12 protein-coding genes are annotated in these 15,804 nt (G+C 68.9%); 8 read left to right on the top strand and 4 right to left on the bottom strand.

Annotated features, from left to right (window positions below):
- Positions 1-15 precede the first annotated feature (15 nt).
- Both ACQ4L4_RS02095 and ACQ4L4_RS02090 read left to right on the top strand, forming a co-directional pair.
- The gene (locus ACQ4L4_RS02095) at positions 16-1,554 is read left to right on the top strand and encodes a fumarate hydratase (RefSeq protein ID WP_377156135.1); all 1,539 of its coding nucleotides are present in this window, start codon (positions 16-18) and stop codon (positions 1,552-1,554) included.
- A gap of 14 nt (positions 1,555-1,568) precedes the next feature.
- Positions 1,569-2,828: a M23 family metallopeptidase gene (locus tag ACQ4L4_RS02090; protein WP_431102559.1), complete on the top strand. Its 1,260-nt coding sequence runs from the start codon at positions 1,569-1,571 to the stop codon at positions 2,826-2,828.
- 18 nt (positions 2,829-2,846) lie between these two features.
- Here ACQ4L4_RS02090 and ACQ4L4_RS02085 read toward each other — a convergent pair whose 3' ends face one another.
- Positions 2,847-4,190 carry a mechanosensitive ion channel family protein gene (locus tag ACQ4L4_RS02085; RefSeq protein ID WP_431102558.1) on the bottom strand — a complete coding sequence of 448 codons (1,344 nt, stop codon included), beginning with the start codon at positions 4,188-4,190 and terminating at the stop codon, positions 2,847-2,849.
- Positions 4,191-4,353: 163 nt separating this feature from the next.
- On the bottom strand, positions 4,354-5,307 hold the full coding sequence (locus ACQ4L4_RS02080; protein WP_431102557.1) for a histone deacetylase family protein: 954 nt from the start codon (positions 5,305-5,307) through the stop codon (positions 4,354-4,356).
- Positions 5,308-5,365: 58 nt separating this feature from the next.
- On the opposite strand from ACQ4L4_RS02080, the gene ACQ4L4_RS02075 reads away from it, so the two are divergent.
- From ACQ4L4_RS02075 to ACQ4L4_RS02050, 6 genes are all read left to right on the top strand, one after another.
- Positions 5,366-6,319: an AAA family ATPase gene (locus ACQ4L4_RS02075; protein ID WP_431102556.1), complete on the top strand. Its 954-nt coding sequence runs from the start codon at positions 5,366-5,368 to the stop codon at positions 6,317-6,319.
- Positions 6,320-6,369: 50 nt separating this feature from the next.
- The gene (locus tag ACQ4L4_RS02070; RefSeq protein ID WP_431102555.1) at positions 6,370-7,404 is read left to right on the top strand and encodes a DUF58 domain-containing protein; all 1,035 of its coding nucleotides are present in this window, start codon (positions 6,370-6,372) and stop codon (positions 7,402-7,404) included.
- 172 nt (positions 7,405-7,576) lie between these two features.
- Entirely contained in the window at positions 7,577-8,347 is a 771-nt protein-coding gene (locus ACQ4L4_RS02065) for a CPBP family intramembrane glutamic endopeptidase (RefSeq protein WP_431102554.1), read from the top strand.
- Between the two features lie 93 nt (positions 8,348-8,440).
- Entirely contained in the window at positions 8,441-10,504 is a 2,064-nt protein-coding gene (locus ACQ4L4_RS02060) for a transglutaminaseTgpA domain-containing protein (RefSeq protein ID WP_431102553.1), read from the top strand.
- A 241-nt stretch (positions 10,505-10,745) separates the two neighbouring features.
- Complete coding sequence (mltB, locus tag ACQ4L4_RS02055; RefSeq protein WP_431104847.1) at positions 10,746-11,903, top strand: lytic murein transglycosylase B; 1,158 nt, start codon at positions 10,746-10,748, stop codon at positions 11,901-11,903.
- 70 nt (positions 11,904-11,973) lie between these two features.
- The gene (locus ACQ4L4_RS02050) at positions 11,974-14,106 is read left to right on the top strand and encodes a glycoside hydrolase family 13 protein (RefSeq protein WP_431102552.1); all 2,133 of its coding nucleotides are present in this window, start codon (positions 11,974-11,976) and stop codon (positions 14,104-14,106) included.
- A gap of 2 nt (positions 14,107-14,108) precedes the next feature.
- Here ACQ4L4_RS02050 and ACQ4L4_RS02045 read toward each other — a convergent pair whose 3' ends face one another.
- Together ACQ4L4_RS02045 and ACQ4L4_RS02040 are read right to left on the bottom strand one after the other, a co-directional pair.
- Positions 14,109-15,317, bottom strand: coding sequence for a type II toxin-antitoxin system HipA family toxin (locus ACQ4L4_RS02045; RefSeq protein ID WP_431102551.1), 1,209 nt, complete (start codon positions 15,315-15,317; stop codon positions 14,109-14,111).
- A 32-nt stretch (positions 15,318-15,349) separates the two neighbouring features.
- Positions 15,350-15,748, bottom strand: a complete 399-nt coding sequence (locus ACQ4L4_RS02040) for a helix-turn-helix domain-containing protein (RefSeq protein ID WP_431102550.1) — start codon at positions 15,746-15,748, stop codon at positions 15,350-15,352.
- Positions 15,749-15,804: the final 56 nt, after the last annotated feature.

Below are 15,804 nucleotides of genomic sequence, written 5' to 3'. Positions count from 1 at the left end.
AGCCTGTCCACGACCATGACCACCATCCGCTACGCCGACCTCGTCGAAAGCGTCGCCGCCGCGCTGCAGTACATCAGCTACTACCACCCGGCCGACTACATCCAGCATCTGGCGCGCGCCTACGAGCGCGAGCAGAGCGTGGCCGCGAAGGACGCGATCGCGCAGATCCTGACCAATTCGAAGATGTGCGCCGAGGGCCGCCGTCCGATCTGCCAGGACACCGGCATCGTCAACGTCTTCCTGAAGATCGGCATGGACGTGCGCTGGGGCGATTTCCCCGGTTCCATCCAGGACGCAGTGAACGAAGGCGTGCGCCGCGCCTACAACCATCCGGACAACAAGCTGCGCGCCTCGGTGCTCAGCGATCCGATCTTCGAGCGCAAGAACACCAAGGACAACACGCCCGCGGTGATCTTCATGGACGTCGTGCCGGGCAACACCGTCGACGTGATCGTCGCGGCCAAGGGCGGCGGCTCGGAGAACAAGAGCAAGGTCTACATGCTCAACCCGAGCGAGAACATCGTCGACTGGGTGCTGAAGACCGTGCCGACGATGGGCGCGGGCTGGTGCCCGCCGGGCATGCTGGGCATCGGCGTCGGCGGCACGGCCGAGAAGGCCGCGCTGCTGGCCAAGGAAGCCCTGATGGACGACATCGACATGTACGAGCTGCTCGAGCGCGGTCCGAAGGACAAGCTCGAGGAGCTGCGCATCGAGCTGTACGAGAAGGTCAACGCGCTGGGCATCGGCGCGCAGGGCCTGGGTGGCCTGACCACGGTGCTGGACGTCAAGATCAAGACCTACCCGACGCACGCGGCCTCCAAGCCGATCGCGATGATCCCGAACTGCGCCGCCACGCGCCACGCGCACTTCGTGCTCGACGGCTCGGGCCCGAGCTACCTGACGCCGCCGAGCCTGGACCTGTGGCCCGACGTGAAGTGGGCGCCGGACTACAACAAGAGCAAGCGCGTCGACCTGAACACGCTGACCAAGGATGAAGTCGCCAGCTGGAAGCCGGGCGACACGCTGCTGCTCAACGGCAAGATGCTGACCGGCCGCGACGCCGCGCACAAGCGCATCCAGGACATGCTGGCCAAGGGCGAATCGCTGCCCGTGGACTTCACCAACCGCGTCATCTACTACGTCGGCCCGGTCGATCCGGTGCGCGATGAAGTCGTGGGACCGGCCGGTCCCACGACGGCGACCCGCATGGACAAGTTCACCGACATGATGCTGGAGAAGACCGGCCTGATCGCGATGATCGGCAAGGCCGAGCGCGGCCCGGTCGCGATCGAGTCGATCAAGAACCACAAGTCGGCCTACCTGATGGCGGTGGGCGGCTCGGCCTACCTCGTGTCCAAGGCGATCAAGCACGCCAAGGTCGTCGGCTTCGAGGACCTGGGCATGGAAGCGATCTACGAGTTCGACGTGGTCGACATGCCGGTGACGGTGGCGGTCGACGCCGGCGGCACCAGCGCCCACATCACCGGCCCGGCCGAGTGGCAGCAACGCATCGCCGCGGGCAAGCCGATCAAGATCCCGGTGGCGGCGGGCTGATCGCCCTTCCCCGCGTGATCGCCAGCGTCGCGATCACGAATGACAAGACCACCCTCGGGTGGTCTTTTTCTTTGGCGATGCCTTCCGGCACTCCGTGTCGTGGTCGCTTCCCGCGTATCACTGCGGGCATGAACGATCCCACCAACAGCTTGGCGCGCCTTCCCCGCCGAACCTTCACGGGCGCCGCCCTGGCGATGCTCGCCACGCCGCTGATGTCCGCGAGGGCCACGACGATGGCGGACGACGCGGCTCCGGCGGCGCCATCGAGCCGTCCGCGGCTGATCGCACCGGGAGGCACGGTCCGCGTGGAAGGCGAGGACGAACTCGTCGGCGAGATCCATCTCGCCTGGCCCGCCGGAGAGCCGTCGCCGACGACGGTGCGGCTGCTCGATGCCGATCGCGGCGATACCTTCGCGGCATTCCAGGACGCCGCGCTCACGCGGCGTCTCGCGCGCATCGACGAGGATCGACTCCTCATCCACGTGGAGCTGCGCTCGCGACCCGGACGGCCTCTGCCACCCCGCCTGTTGCCGGTCGTCGCATGGGCTCCGGACCGCGAGGGTCGAGGCGACGCCCTCGTCGTCTCCGCGGAGAGCGCGACGGTCTTCGGTCCACCGCTCGGAGCAGGCCTGTGGGTCGCGATCCACGATCCCGCCTGGGCGCGCGGTCACCGGCGCGTCGGATTCCAGCAGCCGGATCGTTGGACGATTCCCGGGCGGCATGCCATCGACTTCGTGCAGGTGGACCCGGACGGACGCATCGCGCGAGGCGACGCCGATCGACCCGCCAGCCACTTCGGATATGGGGCACCGGTGCTGGCCGTCGCGGACGGCGTCGTGAGCGCGACGCGGAACGACATGACCGAGGCGACGTCGATCGCCGGCAACCGCCGTCATCCCTTGATCGACGCGCCGGGCAACCACGTCATCCTGTCGCTGGCGGGCCGGGGACACGTCCTCTACGAGCACCTGCGCCCGGGCAGCCTGACCGTTCGCCCCGGCGACCGCGTGCGCAAGGGCCAGGTGCTGGGCGAGCTGGGATTCACCGGCGACTCCACCGGCCCCCACCTGCATCTGCACCTCTGCGACGAGGGCGTGCCGAACAGCGGGGAAGGCCTGCCGTTCGTGTTCGACCGCTTCGAGCGGCTGGGTGGCTATGACGACCTCGCGACACTTGGCCGCGCGCGGTGGCAAGCCGCGCCGGAAGGCGATTCAACGGTCCGCATCCGGGAGAAGCCAGCCCCTCATCGGGTGATCCGCTTCACCACGACGTAGGCCCACCGACAAATGCGCTCACTTCTCCGCGGGCGCGATCGGGCCTTCGATCATCGTCCGCACGACGCGTTGCGGGAACGGAATGTCGATCTCCAACCGGTTCAGCAGCCGCAGGATCGCCAGGTTGACGTCGGAACGCACGCCGCCCTGCCCGTTGTGCGGATCCGAGATCCAGAAGCCGATCGTCAGCTCCAGCCCGTCGGCGGCGAAGTTGCTCAGCGACACCGACGGCGACGGCTCGGACAGCACGCGCGGGACGCGCTTCACTTCCTCGATCAGTTGCGGGAACAGCGCGTCCACGTCGGTGCCGTAGGCCACCTGCACCACCGTCGACACGTTCACCTGCGGGTCGGCGAGCGAGAGGTTCTCGACCCGCGTCGTGATCAGCGACTCGTTGGGCACGATCGCCTCGCGGCCGTTGAGCGCGCGGATCACCGTGTAGCGCGTCTTGATGTCGCTGATGCGGCCTTCGAAGTTGTCGACCTTCACCATGTCGCCGATCCGCAGCGATCGCTCGGCCAGGATCATGAAGCCGGAGACGTAGTTCGCCGCGATCTTCTGCAGCCCGAAGCCCAGGCCCACGCCGACCGCGCCGCCCAGCCAGGACAGCGCGCTCAGGTTCAGGCCCACCATGTTCAGCGCCACCATCGCGCCGACCACGAGCAGCGCCGTGCGCGTCAGGTTGACCGCGATCTTGCGCATCGAGAGGTCGAGCATCGACTTGCCGCGCAGCAGCCGCGACTCGATGGCCGACGACAACCACAGCACGACCAGCATGATCGCGCCCACCTGCAGCACGCCGATCAGGAGGTCGTACACCGTCGTCGATTCGCCCCTGGCGTTCTTCGGCAGGAAGCCCAGCTTGTAGTCGTCGAGCTCGTCGATGAGGATCGGCAGCAGGCCGACGATCCACAGGATCGATCCCAGCCACGCGACCCACGACACGCTGCGCTCCAGCAGCTTGATGCCGATGGAATCGGGCATCGTGGCCCGCAGCACGCGCGCGACAAGGCGGATGACCACCAGCGACAGCAGCACCGGGATCACCACGCGGAACAGCGCGACCGGTTCGCCGATGAACGGCATCAGCCGGCGCGCGCCCAGCGCCAGCAGCAGCGCGATGACCGGGAACAGGACGCCGTCGAAGATGCGGTGGCCGAGCAGCACGGAATGCTGGCCGGGCGCCGACGTGACGTGTTTGCTGATGCGGTAGACGATCAGCCAGGACAGCGCCAGGCAGGCGAGCACCAGGCCGACCTCGATCAGCGCGCGCGGCCGCGCCAGCATGGTGAGCAGCGACTCCAGCTCGCGCAGGCTCAGCGTGTGGTTCAGGGAAGAGGTGGTACCCAAGGTGGCGTTCAAGGAAGAGATCAAGTCGGCATCCGGCGCGGGCCGGGTCGTTCAGTCGAGGGGAATGCGGGGTGGTCGCCCGTGCGTGACGAGTGGGGCGAGCGCGGCTCGTACGGCGAGCGCGTGCGGCAAGCGCGCGCGGCGGGAGCTTGCGGAAGAAGACCGAGGCACCGGCTCAGATCCCGGCCAGCGTCCGCAGGTGCACGCCGACGCTGCGCGCCAGCGCGCCCAGGTCGTAGCCGCCCTCCAGGCAGGACACGATGCGGCCCTTCGCGTGGCGCCGGGCCACGTCCATGATGCGCAGCGTGATCCATTCGTAGTCGGCCTCGACCAGGCCGAGCTGCGCCAGATCGTCGTCGCGGTGCGCGTCGAAGCCGGCCGAGACGAAGATCATCTGCGGCTTGAAGCGCTCCAGCGCCGGCATCCAGAGCGACTCGATCATCTCGCGCACCTCGGCGCCGCGCGTGTAGGGCGGCACCGGCACGTTGAGCATGTTCGCGCCCTTGGGCTCGGTGCCGGAGTACGGATACAGCGGGTCCTGGAAGATGCTGACCATCAGCACGCGATCGTCGCCGGCAAGGATGTCCTCGGTGCCGTTGCCGTGGTGGACGTCGAAGTCGATGACCGCGACACGGTCCAGGCCGCGCACGTCCAGCGCATGCCGGGCCGCGACGGCCACGTTGTTGAAGAAGCAGAAGCCCATCGCCTGGTCGCGCGTCGCGTGGTGGCCGGGCGGACGCACCGCGCAGAAGGCGTTCTCGGCCCGGCCGTCGACGACCAGATCGGTCGCGTGCACCGCCGCGCCCGCCGCGCGCAGCGCCGCGGCCCAGGTGTGCGCGTTGGCGCTGGTGTCGGGATCGAGCGCCTTCGTCGGATGGGGCACGCCCTGCTTCGCCTGCGACTCGAGCGCCTCGAGTTCCGCCTTCAACTCCGCGACGTAGCGGGCCGAATGCGCGCGCTCCAGCGACTGCAGCTCGGCGCGCGGCGCCTCGTGACGGTCGAGCGCGACGTCGACGCCGTGCGCGATCAGCCAGTCCTCGATCGCGCCCAGGCGCTGCGGGCATTCCGGGTGACCGGCGCCCATGTCGTGACGATGGCAATCGGGGTGGCTGATGAAGGCGGTGGACATGGTCGGGGCATGTTCGGAGCTTCGTCGGAGCGAAGGGATTCTGAGATATCGTGCGCCGATGAGTTCCGCCGCTCCGACCCTCGCCTCCCAGCCGCTGACCGACCTGCGCCGGCAGATTAGCACGATCATCAAGGGCAAACAGGCGCAGACGGAGGACTGTCTGGCCTGCCTGCTGGCCGGCGGCCACCTGCTCATCGAGGACCTGCCCGGCGTCGGCAAGACGACGCTGGCGCATGTGCTGTCGATCTCGCTGGGGCTGCGCTTCTCGCGGGTGCAGTTCACGACCGACCTGATGCCGTCGGACCTGCTGGGGGTCAACATCTACCAGCCGGGCGCGCAGGCGGCCGGCGGCAGTCCCTTCCAGTTCCACCCCGGACCGGTGTTCAGCCAGGTCCTGCTGGCCGACGAGATCAACCGCGCCGGCCCGAAGACGCAGAGCGCCCTGCTCGAGGCGATGGAGGAGTACCAGGTCAGCGTCGACGGCACGACGCATCCGCTGCCGCTGCCCTTCTTCGTGATCGCGACGCAGAACCCCAGCGAGCAGCTCGGCACGCACCCGCTGCCGGAGTCGCAGCTGGACCGTTTCCTGATGTGCATCAGCCTGGGGTATCCGGACCGCCAGGCCGAGCGCGAGCTGCTGATGGGCGGCGACAGCCGCGAGCTGCTGCGCGCGCTCAAGCCGGTGATGACGCCGGACCAGCTGCGCGAGCTGCAGCGCGCGGTCCTGGCCATCCATGTCTCGCCGGCGCTGCTGGACTACCTGCAGGCGCTGCTGGAGGCGACGCGTTCCGGCGAATGGTTCCAGGAAGGCCTGAGCCCACGCGCCGGCCTGGCGCTGCTGCGGGCGGCGCGAGCGAAGGCGCTGCTGAGCGGGCGCGACTACGTCTCGCCGGACGACGTGCAGGCGATCCTGCCGCAGACCATCGCGCACCGGCTGCGGCCGCGCGGCGGCAGCGCCCGCGGTGCGCGCGAACAGGTGCGCGCGATGATGGCCGCGGTGCCGCTGCCCTGATCGCGACGCCGCGATCCGCCGACCGCCGACCGCCGCAGCCGAACACCGCCATGCGCGTTCCATCCTGGAAACTCCCCTCGCTGAAGCTGCCGGCGGTGCGCTGGCCGTGGCAGCGGCGCTGGGAGAAGTGGTGGCAGGGCCGCCACCCGGCCAGCGACACGACCGCGCTGACGCAGCGCAACCTGTACATCATTCCGAGCCGCCCGGGCGCCGCGTTCGTCGCGACGCTGCTGGTGCTGCTGCTGGCCTCGATCAACGACCAGCTGAGCCTGGGCTACCTGCTGACATTCGTGCTGGCAGGCGCGGGCATGGCGTCGATGAACGCGACGCACGCCAACCTGCGCGGCCTGAAGCTGGACCTGAAGACACCGCCCGCGACCTCCGCCGGCCAACCGCTCGCGCTGGACATCCGGCTGCACAACACCGGCGCGGCGCGTTTCGGCGTCGGCCTGAGATTGCCCGACGCCAAGGCGGCGGACACGGCCTACGCCGATGTGCCGGCGCAGGGCCATGCGCAGCTCCACCTCCAACTGAGCTTCGCGACGCGAGGCCGGCATGCGCTGCCGCGCTTGCGCATCGAATCGCAATTCCCCTTCGGGCTGTTCGTGACCTGGAGCTACTGGCGCCCGGCGGCGCAGGCCTGGGTCTATCCGGCGCCGGAGCTCGACGCGCCGCCGGCGGCGGCCGTCGAGGAAGGTCTGCCGCAAGGCCAGGGCCAGCCGGGCCTGGGCGACGATCCGGGGCTGCGGCCCTACCGGCACGGCGACTCGCCGCGACAGATCCTGTGGAAGAAATCGGCGCTCGCGCTGGCGCAACCGCAGCCGGCGTCGGGCAGCGGCGGCGGCGCGTCACTGCTGGTGCGCGAGCGCCTGGGCAGCCGCGCCAGCGAGCAATGGCTGGACCTCGCCGCCACACGCGGCCTGCCGTTCGAGCAACGCGTGTCGCGCTTGACGGCCTGGGTGCAGCGGGCGGAGGAAGAGGGCCTGCCCTACGGCCTCAAGCTGCGTGACATCGCGATCGAGCCGGACCTCGGACCGGACCACTTCCGTGTGTGCATGGAAGCGTTGGCGCTGATCCAGGAGTAGTTCGAGCTTGCGGCGCTGGGCAATGCTGGCAGCGTCGCGACCACAGGAATCAGTGGGTGGCGTGGCTCAATCCGGTTGGACTTGCCGCGTAGTTGACCCTCATCGGCCATAGCCAGCAAGACCCGACCCCGCAAGACTGTGCGTCATGACTCTCCGTCAACGCACAGCCTCCATGGCGCGGGTATTGCTCGGCCTTTACCTGATCGGCAATGTCACCTACAGGTTGAGCCTGTGGATCTGCCAGAACCTCCTTCAGGTCCCGTCGATCCACGCGCCGCTGGCCGCGTCGGTGCTGACGTCCCTGCTGGACCTGTCCGTCGTCTACCTCCTCTTCGGCCGCGTACTCCTTGGGAGACTGACCAGCGGCCGAACGTGCCAGTGCGCCGTTCCGCTCGGCGTGTTGATGGCCATCGGCCTCGTCGCATCGATGATCCTCGGAGCGACGTTCGGCGCGGTCAGATGGATCCCCCACGACACCCGCGACGTCCAATGGCTCTACCTGGTCGGCTTTTCATTCCATGCCGCGGTGTCCGAAGAACTCCTCTGTCGATTCCTCGTCCTGGACCGGCTCGGACCGGTCATCGGCAGAGCGCCTGCCTTCGTCTTGCAGATCCTGCTGTTCGTCTACCTCCACCTGTTCGGTCCGCCGCTCGACCTGCGCGCCGCGCTTCACCTGGCCCTGGGCGCCGTCATGATCGGATCGTTCTATCTGTGGAGCCGATCACTGCTCGGCGCGATGGCCTTGCACCTGGCCTACGACGTGCTGGTCTCGCTGGCCTTCGGCGGATCCTTGGACGGGCTGGCCATCTACCCCCTGGTCGCCGGAGACAACTTCTCCCTGCTTCACAGCTATCAGGCCAGCGCCCTCTTCATGTCCTGCCTGTCGGTCTGGATGCTGTGGAACGCCCGACGGCCACGGCGGCTTCCGACCTACATCCTCTGACCCCAATGTCACCCTGACCTGTGCTACGTTGCGTCCTTCCGAGCAACTCCCCTGAACCACCGCCGCGAGACCCGCGATGCGGACGCCGACGCGATGAGCGCCTCCTTCCCTCCGACCGCCGCCGCAGGCGGCTCGATCAAGCACCGCAGCCCCCTGCCGCGCGAAGCGCGCGACACGCTGTTCCTGCTCGCGATCATCGCGGCCACGCTCGTCCCGCACGCCGGCCATCTGCCGTGGTGGTGCAGCCTGCTCACCGCCCTGATGCTCGGCTGGCGCGCGCGCCTGGCCTGGCGCAGCGAGGCGCTCCCCGGACGCTGGAGCCTGCTGGCCGTGCTCGCGCTCGTTATCGGCCTGACCTTCGCCACGCACAAGACCATCCTCGGCCGCGAAGCGGGCATCACGATGCTCGCGATGCTGATGGCGCTGAAGACGCTCGAGCTCCGCGCCAAGCGCGACGCCTTCGTCGTGTTCTTCCTCGGCTTCTTCCTGGTGCTGACGCAGTTCCTGTACTCGCAGTCGCCGCTGATCGCGATCTGGATGATCGCCTGCGTCTGGGCGCTGCTGTCGGCCCTGGTGCTGGCGCAGATGCCGCAGGGCGTCCCCAGCCTGAAACTCGCCGCGCGCATCGCCGCCCGCAACACGCTGATCGGGCTGCCAGTGATGGTGGCGCTGTTCCTGCTCTTCCCGCGCTTCCCGCCGCTGTGGGGACTGCCCAAGGACTCGGGGGCGCGCACGGGCCTGTCGGACTCGATGAGCTTCGGCGCCTTCGCGGACGTCGCCACCGACGACACCATCGCCATGCGCCTGCGCTTCGACGGCGCGCCGCCGCCCCAGCCGCAGCTGTACTTCCGCGCGCAGGTGCTGACGCGCTTCGACGGCAAGACCTGGACGACGCCGCGCGTGACCTGGTCGCCCGGCGACGACGCGCCCGCGCTCGAAGGGCCCGTATTCCGCTACGAGGTCACGATGGATCCGTTGCGCGTGACCGCGATCCCGCTGCTCGAATTCAGTCCCGGTGCCAGCGGGGCACGGCTGCCGCTCGGGCGCCTAACCGCGACCCGCGCGCCGCAGGGCCAGTGGCAGGTGCCGCTGCCGGTCGCCGAGGTGCTGCGCTTCCGGCACGAGGCCTGGCCGCGCGCCGTGCCGAGCACCCGCCTCGGCCGGGCCGACCGCAATGAATCGCTGAGCCTGCCGCCGGGCGTCAATCCGCGCGCCCGGGCCTACGGCGCGTCGCTGAACCAGCGCTTCGCCACGCTGGACGAGGACGCGCTCGCCCAGGCGGTGAGCCGGGAGCTGCTGACGCAGATCCGCCGCGACAGCTTCGGCTACACGCTGGCGCCGGGCGTCTACGGCGAGACGACACCCGATGCGATCGACGAATTCTGGTTCGATCGCAAGCTCGGCTTCTGCGAACACTTCGCGTCCGCCTACGTCGTGCTGATGCGCGCGGCGGGCGTGCCGGCCCGGGTGGTCACCGGATTCCAGGGCGCCGACCCCAACCTGCAGGACGGCGACCTGATCGTGCGCATGAGCCAGGCGCATGCCTGGGCCGAGTTCTGGACGCCCTCGGGCGGCTGGCAGCGCGCCGACCCGACCGCGGCGGTCTCGCCGGAGCGCATCCAGGGCCGGCCGCTGCGGCCGGAACCGGGCCTGTTCACGGGCGCGCTCGACCAGTTGCGCCCCGGCCTGCTGACGGACCTGCGCGCCGTCTGGGAGCGGCTCAACAACCGCTGGCAGCAGTCGGTGCTGAACTTCTCGACCGGCGACCAGATGAGCCTGCTCAAGCGGCTCGGCTTCGACAACCCCGACTGGACCACGCTGGGACAGGTCGCCGGCGCGCTGCTGACGGCGACGGCCGTGATCGGCGCCGGCGTGGCCGCGTGGCAGCGGCGGCCGCACGACCCGTGGTCGCGCCAGCGCCTGCGGGTGCGGCGCGAGCTCGATCGCCTCGGCCTGCCGACCCGCGACGACGAGACGCCGCGCCGCTGGGCGGCCTCGCTCGTCGAACGCCATGGCGCGCGAGCCGAGGCCGTGGCGGCGTCGCTGTTGCAATTGGAAGCGCAGCGCTATCGCCAGGACCTGGCCGCGGCCACGTCACAATGGCAACGCCTGTTCGCGGCGCAATGCGCCGAGCTCCGGCAAGGCCTGACCCGCTGATCCGCTGAGCCGCTGATCTGCCGACCCGCTTCCCCTTGCGCTGCCGTTTCTCCTCCCGATCCGCCGCTCCGCGTCCCTGCATCACCGCCGCGCCCCGCGCGCTCCCGTTCGCAAGACCGCCCGCATGACCGCCCTCCGCCGTACCCGCAGTTCCTCTCCCCGTCGCCTGTTCCTGAGCACGCTCCTGCAGACCGCGATGACCGCCTCGCCGCTGATGGCCGCGCTGGCGGCGACGCCGGCGATGGCGCAGTCGCCGGCCGGATCGCAGGCGGCCCCGCATGCCGCGTCGAAGGCCGCATCGAAGGCCGCCCCGAAGAAGGCGGCGAAGAAACCCGCCCGCAAGCCGGCCGTGCTGCCGGAGTACGGCGATCGTGCCGACGTGATGGCTTTCGCCGATGCGCAGGCCGAGTCGCTCGGCTACCGGCGCGAGGAACTGCGCGCGGTGCTGGCGCTGGCGCGTCCGCAGCCGACGGTGCAGCGGCTGATCCTGCCGGGGCCGCCCGGACAGGCGAAGGACTGGGGCGCGTACCGGCAGCGCTTCGTCGAGCCGCAACGGCTGCAGGCCGGTCTCGCGTTCTGGGCGACGCACGAGGCGGCGCTGGCGCGCGCCGAGGCGACCTACGGCGTGCCGGCGGAGGTCATCGCGTCGATCATCGGCGTGGAGACCTTCTACGGCCGCATCATGGGCGGCTTCCGCGTGCTGGACGCGCTGGCGACGCTGAGCTTCGACTACCCCTCGCCGCTGCCGCCGGGCGCGCGCGACCGCAGTCCGTTCTTCCGGGAGGAACTGCGCCAGTTCCTGATCCTGGCGCGCGAGAACGGTCTGGACCCGATGTCGATGAAGGGCTCGTACGCGGGCGCGATCGGCTGGGGCCAGTTCATGCCGGGCAGCTGGCGCCGCTACGCGATCGACTTCGACGGCGACGGCCACGTGGACCTGGTCAACAGCCCCGTCGACGCGATCGGCTCGGTGGCCAACTTCCTGCGCGAGCACGGCTGGCAGCGCGGCATGCCGACGCATTACGAGGTGCAGGTGCCCAACGACACGGCGGCGCGGGCCCAGCTGCTGATCAGCGACGTGCTGCCGCAACTGGACGCGCGGCAGTTCGAATCGGTCGGCGCGCAGCTGTCGCCGCAGGGCCGCGCGCACACCGGACCGCTGGCGCTGATCGAACTCCAGATGGGCGGCGCAGCGCCCGTGTACGTGGCGGGTACGCAGAACTTCTACACGGTGACCCGCTACAACCAGAGCAGCTACTACGCGATGGCGGTCATCGAGTTCGCCAACACGCTGGCGAGCTGGAGGAAGGCGACGGGGGCCACGGGCTCGACCAGCACGCCCAGCACGACCGGCACAACGGGCGCGACGCCGGCGTCGGGCGCGGCGAGCGGGAACTGAGGCGCATGACCACCCGGGATGCGGAGGAACACCAGCATCCATCTGCATCGCTTCGCGGTAGCGTTGGCCCATGAAAGCCTCGCCTCGTCTTTCCCGCCGCGTGTCGTGCATCGCGCTGCTGATGCCGCTGCTGGCGTCCGGCCAGGCGCCCGCGCCGCAGGCTGCGGAGGCGCCAGCCTCTCCCGCCTCTTCGGCCTCGATGCCCGTTCTGCCGCCGATCGCGGCCAGCCTGCGCTACGACTCACGCCTCGTCGAATTCAAGAAGCCCTTCGGCGCCTTGCCCGCCAAGACCTGGATCGACTTCCAGCTGACCGCCCTGCCCGGCGTCGACAAGCTCGAGCTTGTCATCGAGCGCCGCCGCGTCGAGGGCAATGAAGACCTGATCGCCTACGCCGAAGAAGCCCGCGTGCCGCTGCACAAGGCCGGCGTCGCCGCCGGTCGCGATCGATGGCAGGCGCGCCATCGCTTCGGCTCGCCAGGGGTCTACGGCTACTACTTCATCGCCACGATCGGCGGCGCGCGCTACGTCGTGCAGAACAACGCCGACGCCATCTACTGGACCAAGGAGAAGGGCTCGATGGGCCCCGCGGCCATCGCCCCGCTGCCCGATGGCTCCGATGCCAAGGGGCCGTTCTCGATCCGCCGCTACCGGCAGACGATCCATGCCTCCGACTTCGCCGTGCCCGACTTCGCCCGCGATCTCGTCTACTACTACGTCTTCCCGGAGCGCTTCCGCAACGGCGACAAGCGCAACGACCCGCAGGTCGGCCAGGCGAAGTACCAGGACCACGGCATCGAGCGTCACCCGCGCTGGCTGGACCGGCCCTACAAGCCCGGCAGCGGCGACGGCTCCGACGCGGTCTACAACAACGACTTCTTCGGCGGCGACCTCGCCGGGATCATCGAGAAGCTCGACGATCTGCGCGACCTCGGCGCCAACGCGCTCTACCTGACGCCCGTGTTCCAGGCCGCCAGCAATCACAAGTACGACACCGGCGACTACAAGCGCATCGATCCGGCCTTCGGCAGCAACGCCGACTTCGAGCGCCTGACCAGCGAGGCCGGCAAGCGCGGCCTGCGCGTGATCCCCGACACCTCGCTGAACCACGTCGGCGCGGACTCGCCCTACTTCAACCGCTTCGGCAACTTCCCCGCCGGCGGCGCCTTCGACAACGGCAAGCCCAATCCCGCGTCGCCGTATGCGCGCTGGTTCAAGTTCGATCTTTCCAGGAGCCAGCCCGACGAGCAGTACGCCGCCTGGATCGGCATCAAGGACCTGCCCGAGCTCGACAAGTCCAGCCGCGCGTTCCGCGACTACGCCTTCGGCCGGGACGGCGTGATGCAGTTCTGGCTCGACCGCGGCGCGGCGGGCTGGCGCATGGACGTGGCGCCGTGGGTGCCGGACGATTTCTGGCGCGCTTGGCGTGTCGCGGTGAAGCGCCACCAGCCGGGCGCACTGACGATCGCGGAGACCTGGTTCGACGCGAGCAAGTTCTTCCTCGGCGACACCTTCGACGCGACGATGAACTACATCTTCCGCAACACGGTGCTGGACTACGCGGCCGGCGCGCCGGCGGACCGCGTCTACCAGAACCTCGAGCTGCTGCGCGAGTCCTACCCGGCGCCGTCGCTGTTCGCGTCGATGACGCTGCTGTCGTCGCACGACCAGCCGCGCGCGCTGCATCACTTCGGCGTGCGCGACGACAGCCCGCCCGAGAAGATCGCCGACGGCAAGCGCCGCCTGCTGCTGGCAGTCTTTTTCCAGATGACGTATCCGGGTGCGCCGACGATCTACTACGGCGACGAGGTCGGCCTCGGCGGCGGCGAGGACCCGTACAACCGCGCGCCGTATCCGTGGGCCGACGAGGGCGGCCAGCCGGACCTCGCGCTGCGCGACCAGTTCAAGCGCCTCGTGGCGCTGCGACACGCGCAGCCGGTGCTGCGGCACGGCACCCTGTCGGCGCCGTTGTGGCTCGACGAACACGTCATCGTGCTGCTGCGCCAGGACGGCCGGCGCAACGCGATCGTCGCGATGAACAACGCCACCGAGCCGATGCGCGTCGAACTCACGCTGCCCGCCGCGCTGCGCGGCATCCCATTCATCGATGCGATGACGCCCGGCGCGCCGATGAAGGCGACGACGAACGGCAAGCTGTTGATCGAGATCGGGCCGATGTCGGGGCGGGTGCTGGTGGGGGATTGAGGTCAACCGCCATACGCAGCGCGCTGCAAGGCAAGGTGCGGGCGATCGATCTGCTCGGCAAGCAACTCAATGTCGCGGGAGGCAACACCGGCCCGGAGGAAGTGCTCCTTCCATCCTCCAACGACCCCGGCAACACGAGCGATTTCCGCCTTGGCGTCCTGATCCTTGAGGCCGAACAGTCGGGCCTCCGTCATTGCGTTGTCGATCGTCGAATCGTGCCCTTGCGTGCCAACACGCAATTGTTGATAGCCCAACGCCTGGCCCGATGGCAACACGTCGAACGCCGGCGACAACGCGAGATCCCCACGCTCCGTCCTCAATAGAACATGGTTCTTTTCATGGTCGTCGGTGTTGTCGATGAGGATGTTGAACACCATGCGGCGGAACAGTTCGCGCATCTGCTCCTGGGCCTTTCCATCGACCGTCCCACCTCGGCGCCGCAGCAGTTGAGCCAGCTCCGGGTAGCCGAGTTCCGCTTTCATCGCCTTGAGCGCCACGTTGGCGGACATGGCATGTAAACGGCGGCCGCCCACCCGATCGAAGCGACGAACCGCGACCGCATGTCCCTGCGGCAATCGGATCGCTCGCGTCTTGGCGACGTCGATGCCGGCCAGCGCGCACAGCGTCATCGTCGCGTGCTCAATCAGGGGCATGTCGTAGTCCTCCCCCTGTTCGGAGAACTTGATGACCCACTGGTGACCGTCCATGTCGATCAAACCCTTCGGCCGCGCTCCACCGAAGGTCACGCCCGGTGCGATCAAGCGCCGGTTCGCATCATCCACAGGCTCGCCCGCGAGGATACGGCGTGCGAGCTCCTCCATCGTCGACACGTCGGCGAGCTGCGGCAATGGTCCGAGCCGGCGCGGCAGATACACGTCTTTGGAGGTCGAGACGCCCAGCGCACCGAACCGCTCGTGCCCTGCGTAGTAGAGGTAGTCGAGTACCGACAGGCGCTTGGGACGATCGAGAAAACGGATCACTCGCTCGCCCCACCGGTCAGGACGCGCATCGTCGACCGCGCCGACCGCCGTTTCCTTCTCCGCTGGCAGGATCTCTCCCTTGTCCAGTAGCAGATCCTCACTGAGCGCAAACCCGTGATGGAGCCACGCTTCGGCGTAGGTCAAAGACACGCCCTTGAGCGAACGCACGAGGCGCAGTTCACCGATCAGCCGTGGCAACTCCGGATTCGTGAGCTCCCACAGCCAGAGCATGTCGGTGGGTTCGTAGTTCCCTCGGGACTCTGTCATTCCTCACCCTTCCCCTGCCGTGTGCTCGCGCGTGCGGCCGCATCGACAGCCGCAAGACGCTCGTCGATCGTTGTGCGCTTCCTGACAGCCCGCTGCCGGGCGACCCGTACCGCTTGCTCCAACGCACCGCGGTCATGCTCCGGCGCAGCAAGTTCCGGCAGTGCGGCATCCCGACCCATGAGCCACAACGCCGTCGCGTAGACGGCCATCGAGACCGTGGGATCCCCCTTTTCCATACGCATCAACGTGGGCTCGGAGACTCCGATCCGTTGCGCCCACGACTTCAGCGGCTCTTGTCTGCGCTTGCGAGCGAGCGAGAGGTTTTCCCCAAGCTCGCGCAGATGGGAAAGCACCGCAACCGGCATCTGATCAATCGCGACAGGTCGCTTCGGCATGAAATAGATATTAGTACATTCTTACTTCTATGAATATCTATGTTTGTTCAAAAGAG

This window comes from Roseateles noduli, assembly GCF_050626985.1.
Taxonomy (GTDB): domain Bacteria; phylum Pseudomonadota; class Gammaproteobacteria; order Burkholderiales; family Burkholderiaceae_C; genus Roseateles; species Roseateles noduli_A.
Note: the sequence above shows the minus strand (reverse complement) of the source record. Positions and strands in the feature narration are given on the sequence as shown.

What these genes read in the sequence shown, in the direction of transcription:
- ACQ4L4_RS02095 (WP_377156135.1), top strand. Translation starts at nt 16, where the DNA reads ATGACCACCATCCGCTACGCCGACCTCGTCGAAAGCGTCGCCGCCGCG.
- ACQ4L4_RS02080 (WP_431102557.1), bottom strand. Translation starts at nt 5,307, where the DNA reads ATGTCCACCGCCTTCATCAGCCACCCCGATTGCCATCGTCACGACATG.
- ACQ4L4_RS02075 (WP_431102556.1), top strand. Translation starts at nt 5,366, where the DNA reads ATGAGTTCCGCCGCTCCGACCCTCGCCTCCCAGCCGCTGACCGACCTG.
- ACQ4L4_RS02070 (WP_431102555.1), top strand. Translation starts at nt 6,370, where the DNA reads ATGCGCGTTCCATCCTGGAAACTCCCCTCGCTGAAGCTGCCGGCGGTG.
- ACQ4L4_RS02065 (WP_431102554.1), top strand. Translation starts at nt 7,577, where the DNA reads ATGGCGCGGGTATTGCTCGGCCTTTACCTGATCGGCAATGTCACCTAC.
- ACQ4L4_RS02060 (WP_431102553.1), top strand. Translation starts at nt 8,441, where the DNA reads ATGAGCGCCTCCTTCCCTCCGACCGCCGCCGCAGGCGGCTCGATCAAG.
- mltB (WP_431104847.1), top strand. Translation starts at nt 10,746, where the DNA reads ATGGCGCAGTCGCCGGCCGGATCGCAGGCGGCCCCGCATGCCGCGTCG.
- ACQ4L4_RS02050 (WP_431102552.1), top strand. Translation starts at nt 11,974, where the DNA reads ATGAAAGCCTCGCCTCGTCTTTCCCGCCGCGTGTCGTGCATCGCGCTG.
- ACQ4L4_RS02045 (WP_431102551.1), bottom strand. Translation starts at nt 15,317, where the DNA reads ATGCTCTGGCTGTGGGAGCTCACGAATCCGGAGTTGCCACGGCTGATC.
- ACQ4L4_RS02040 (WP_431102550.1), bottom strand. Translation starts at nt 15,748, where the DNA reads ATGCCGAAGCGACCTGTCGCGATTGATCAGATGCCGGTTGCGGTGCTT.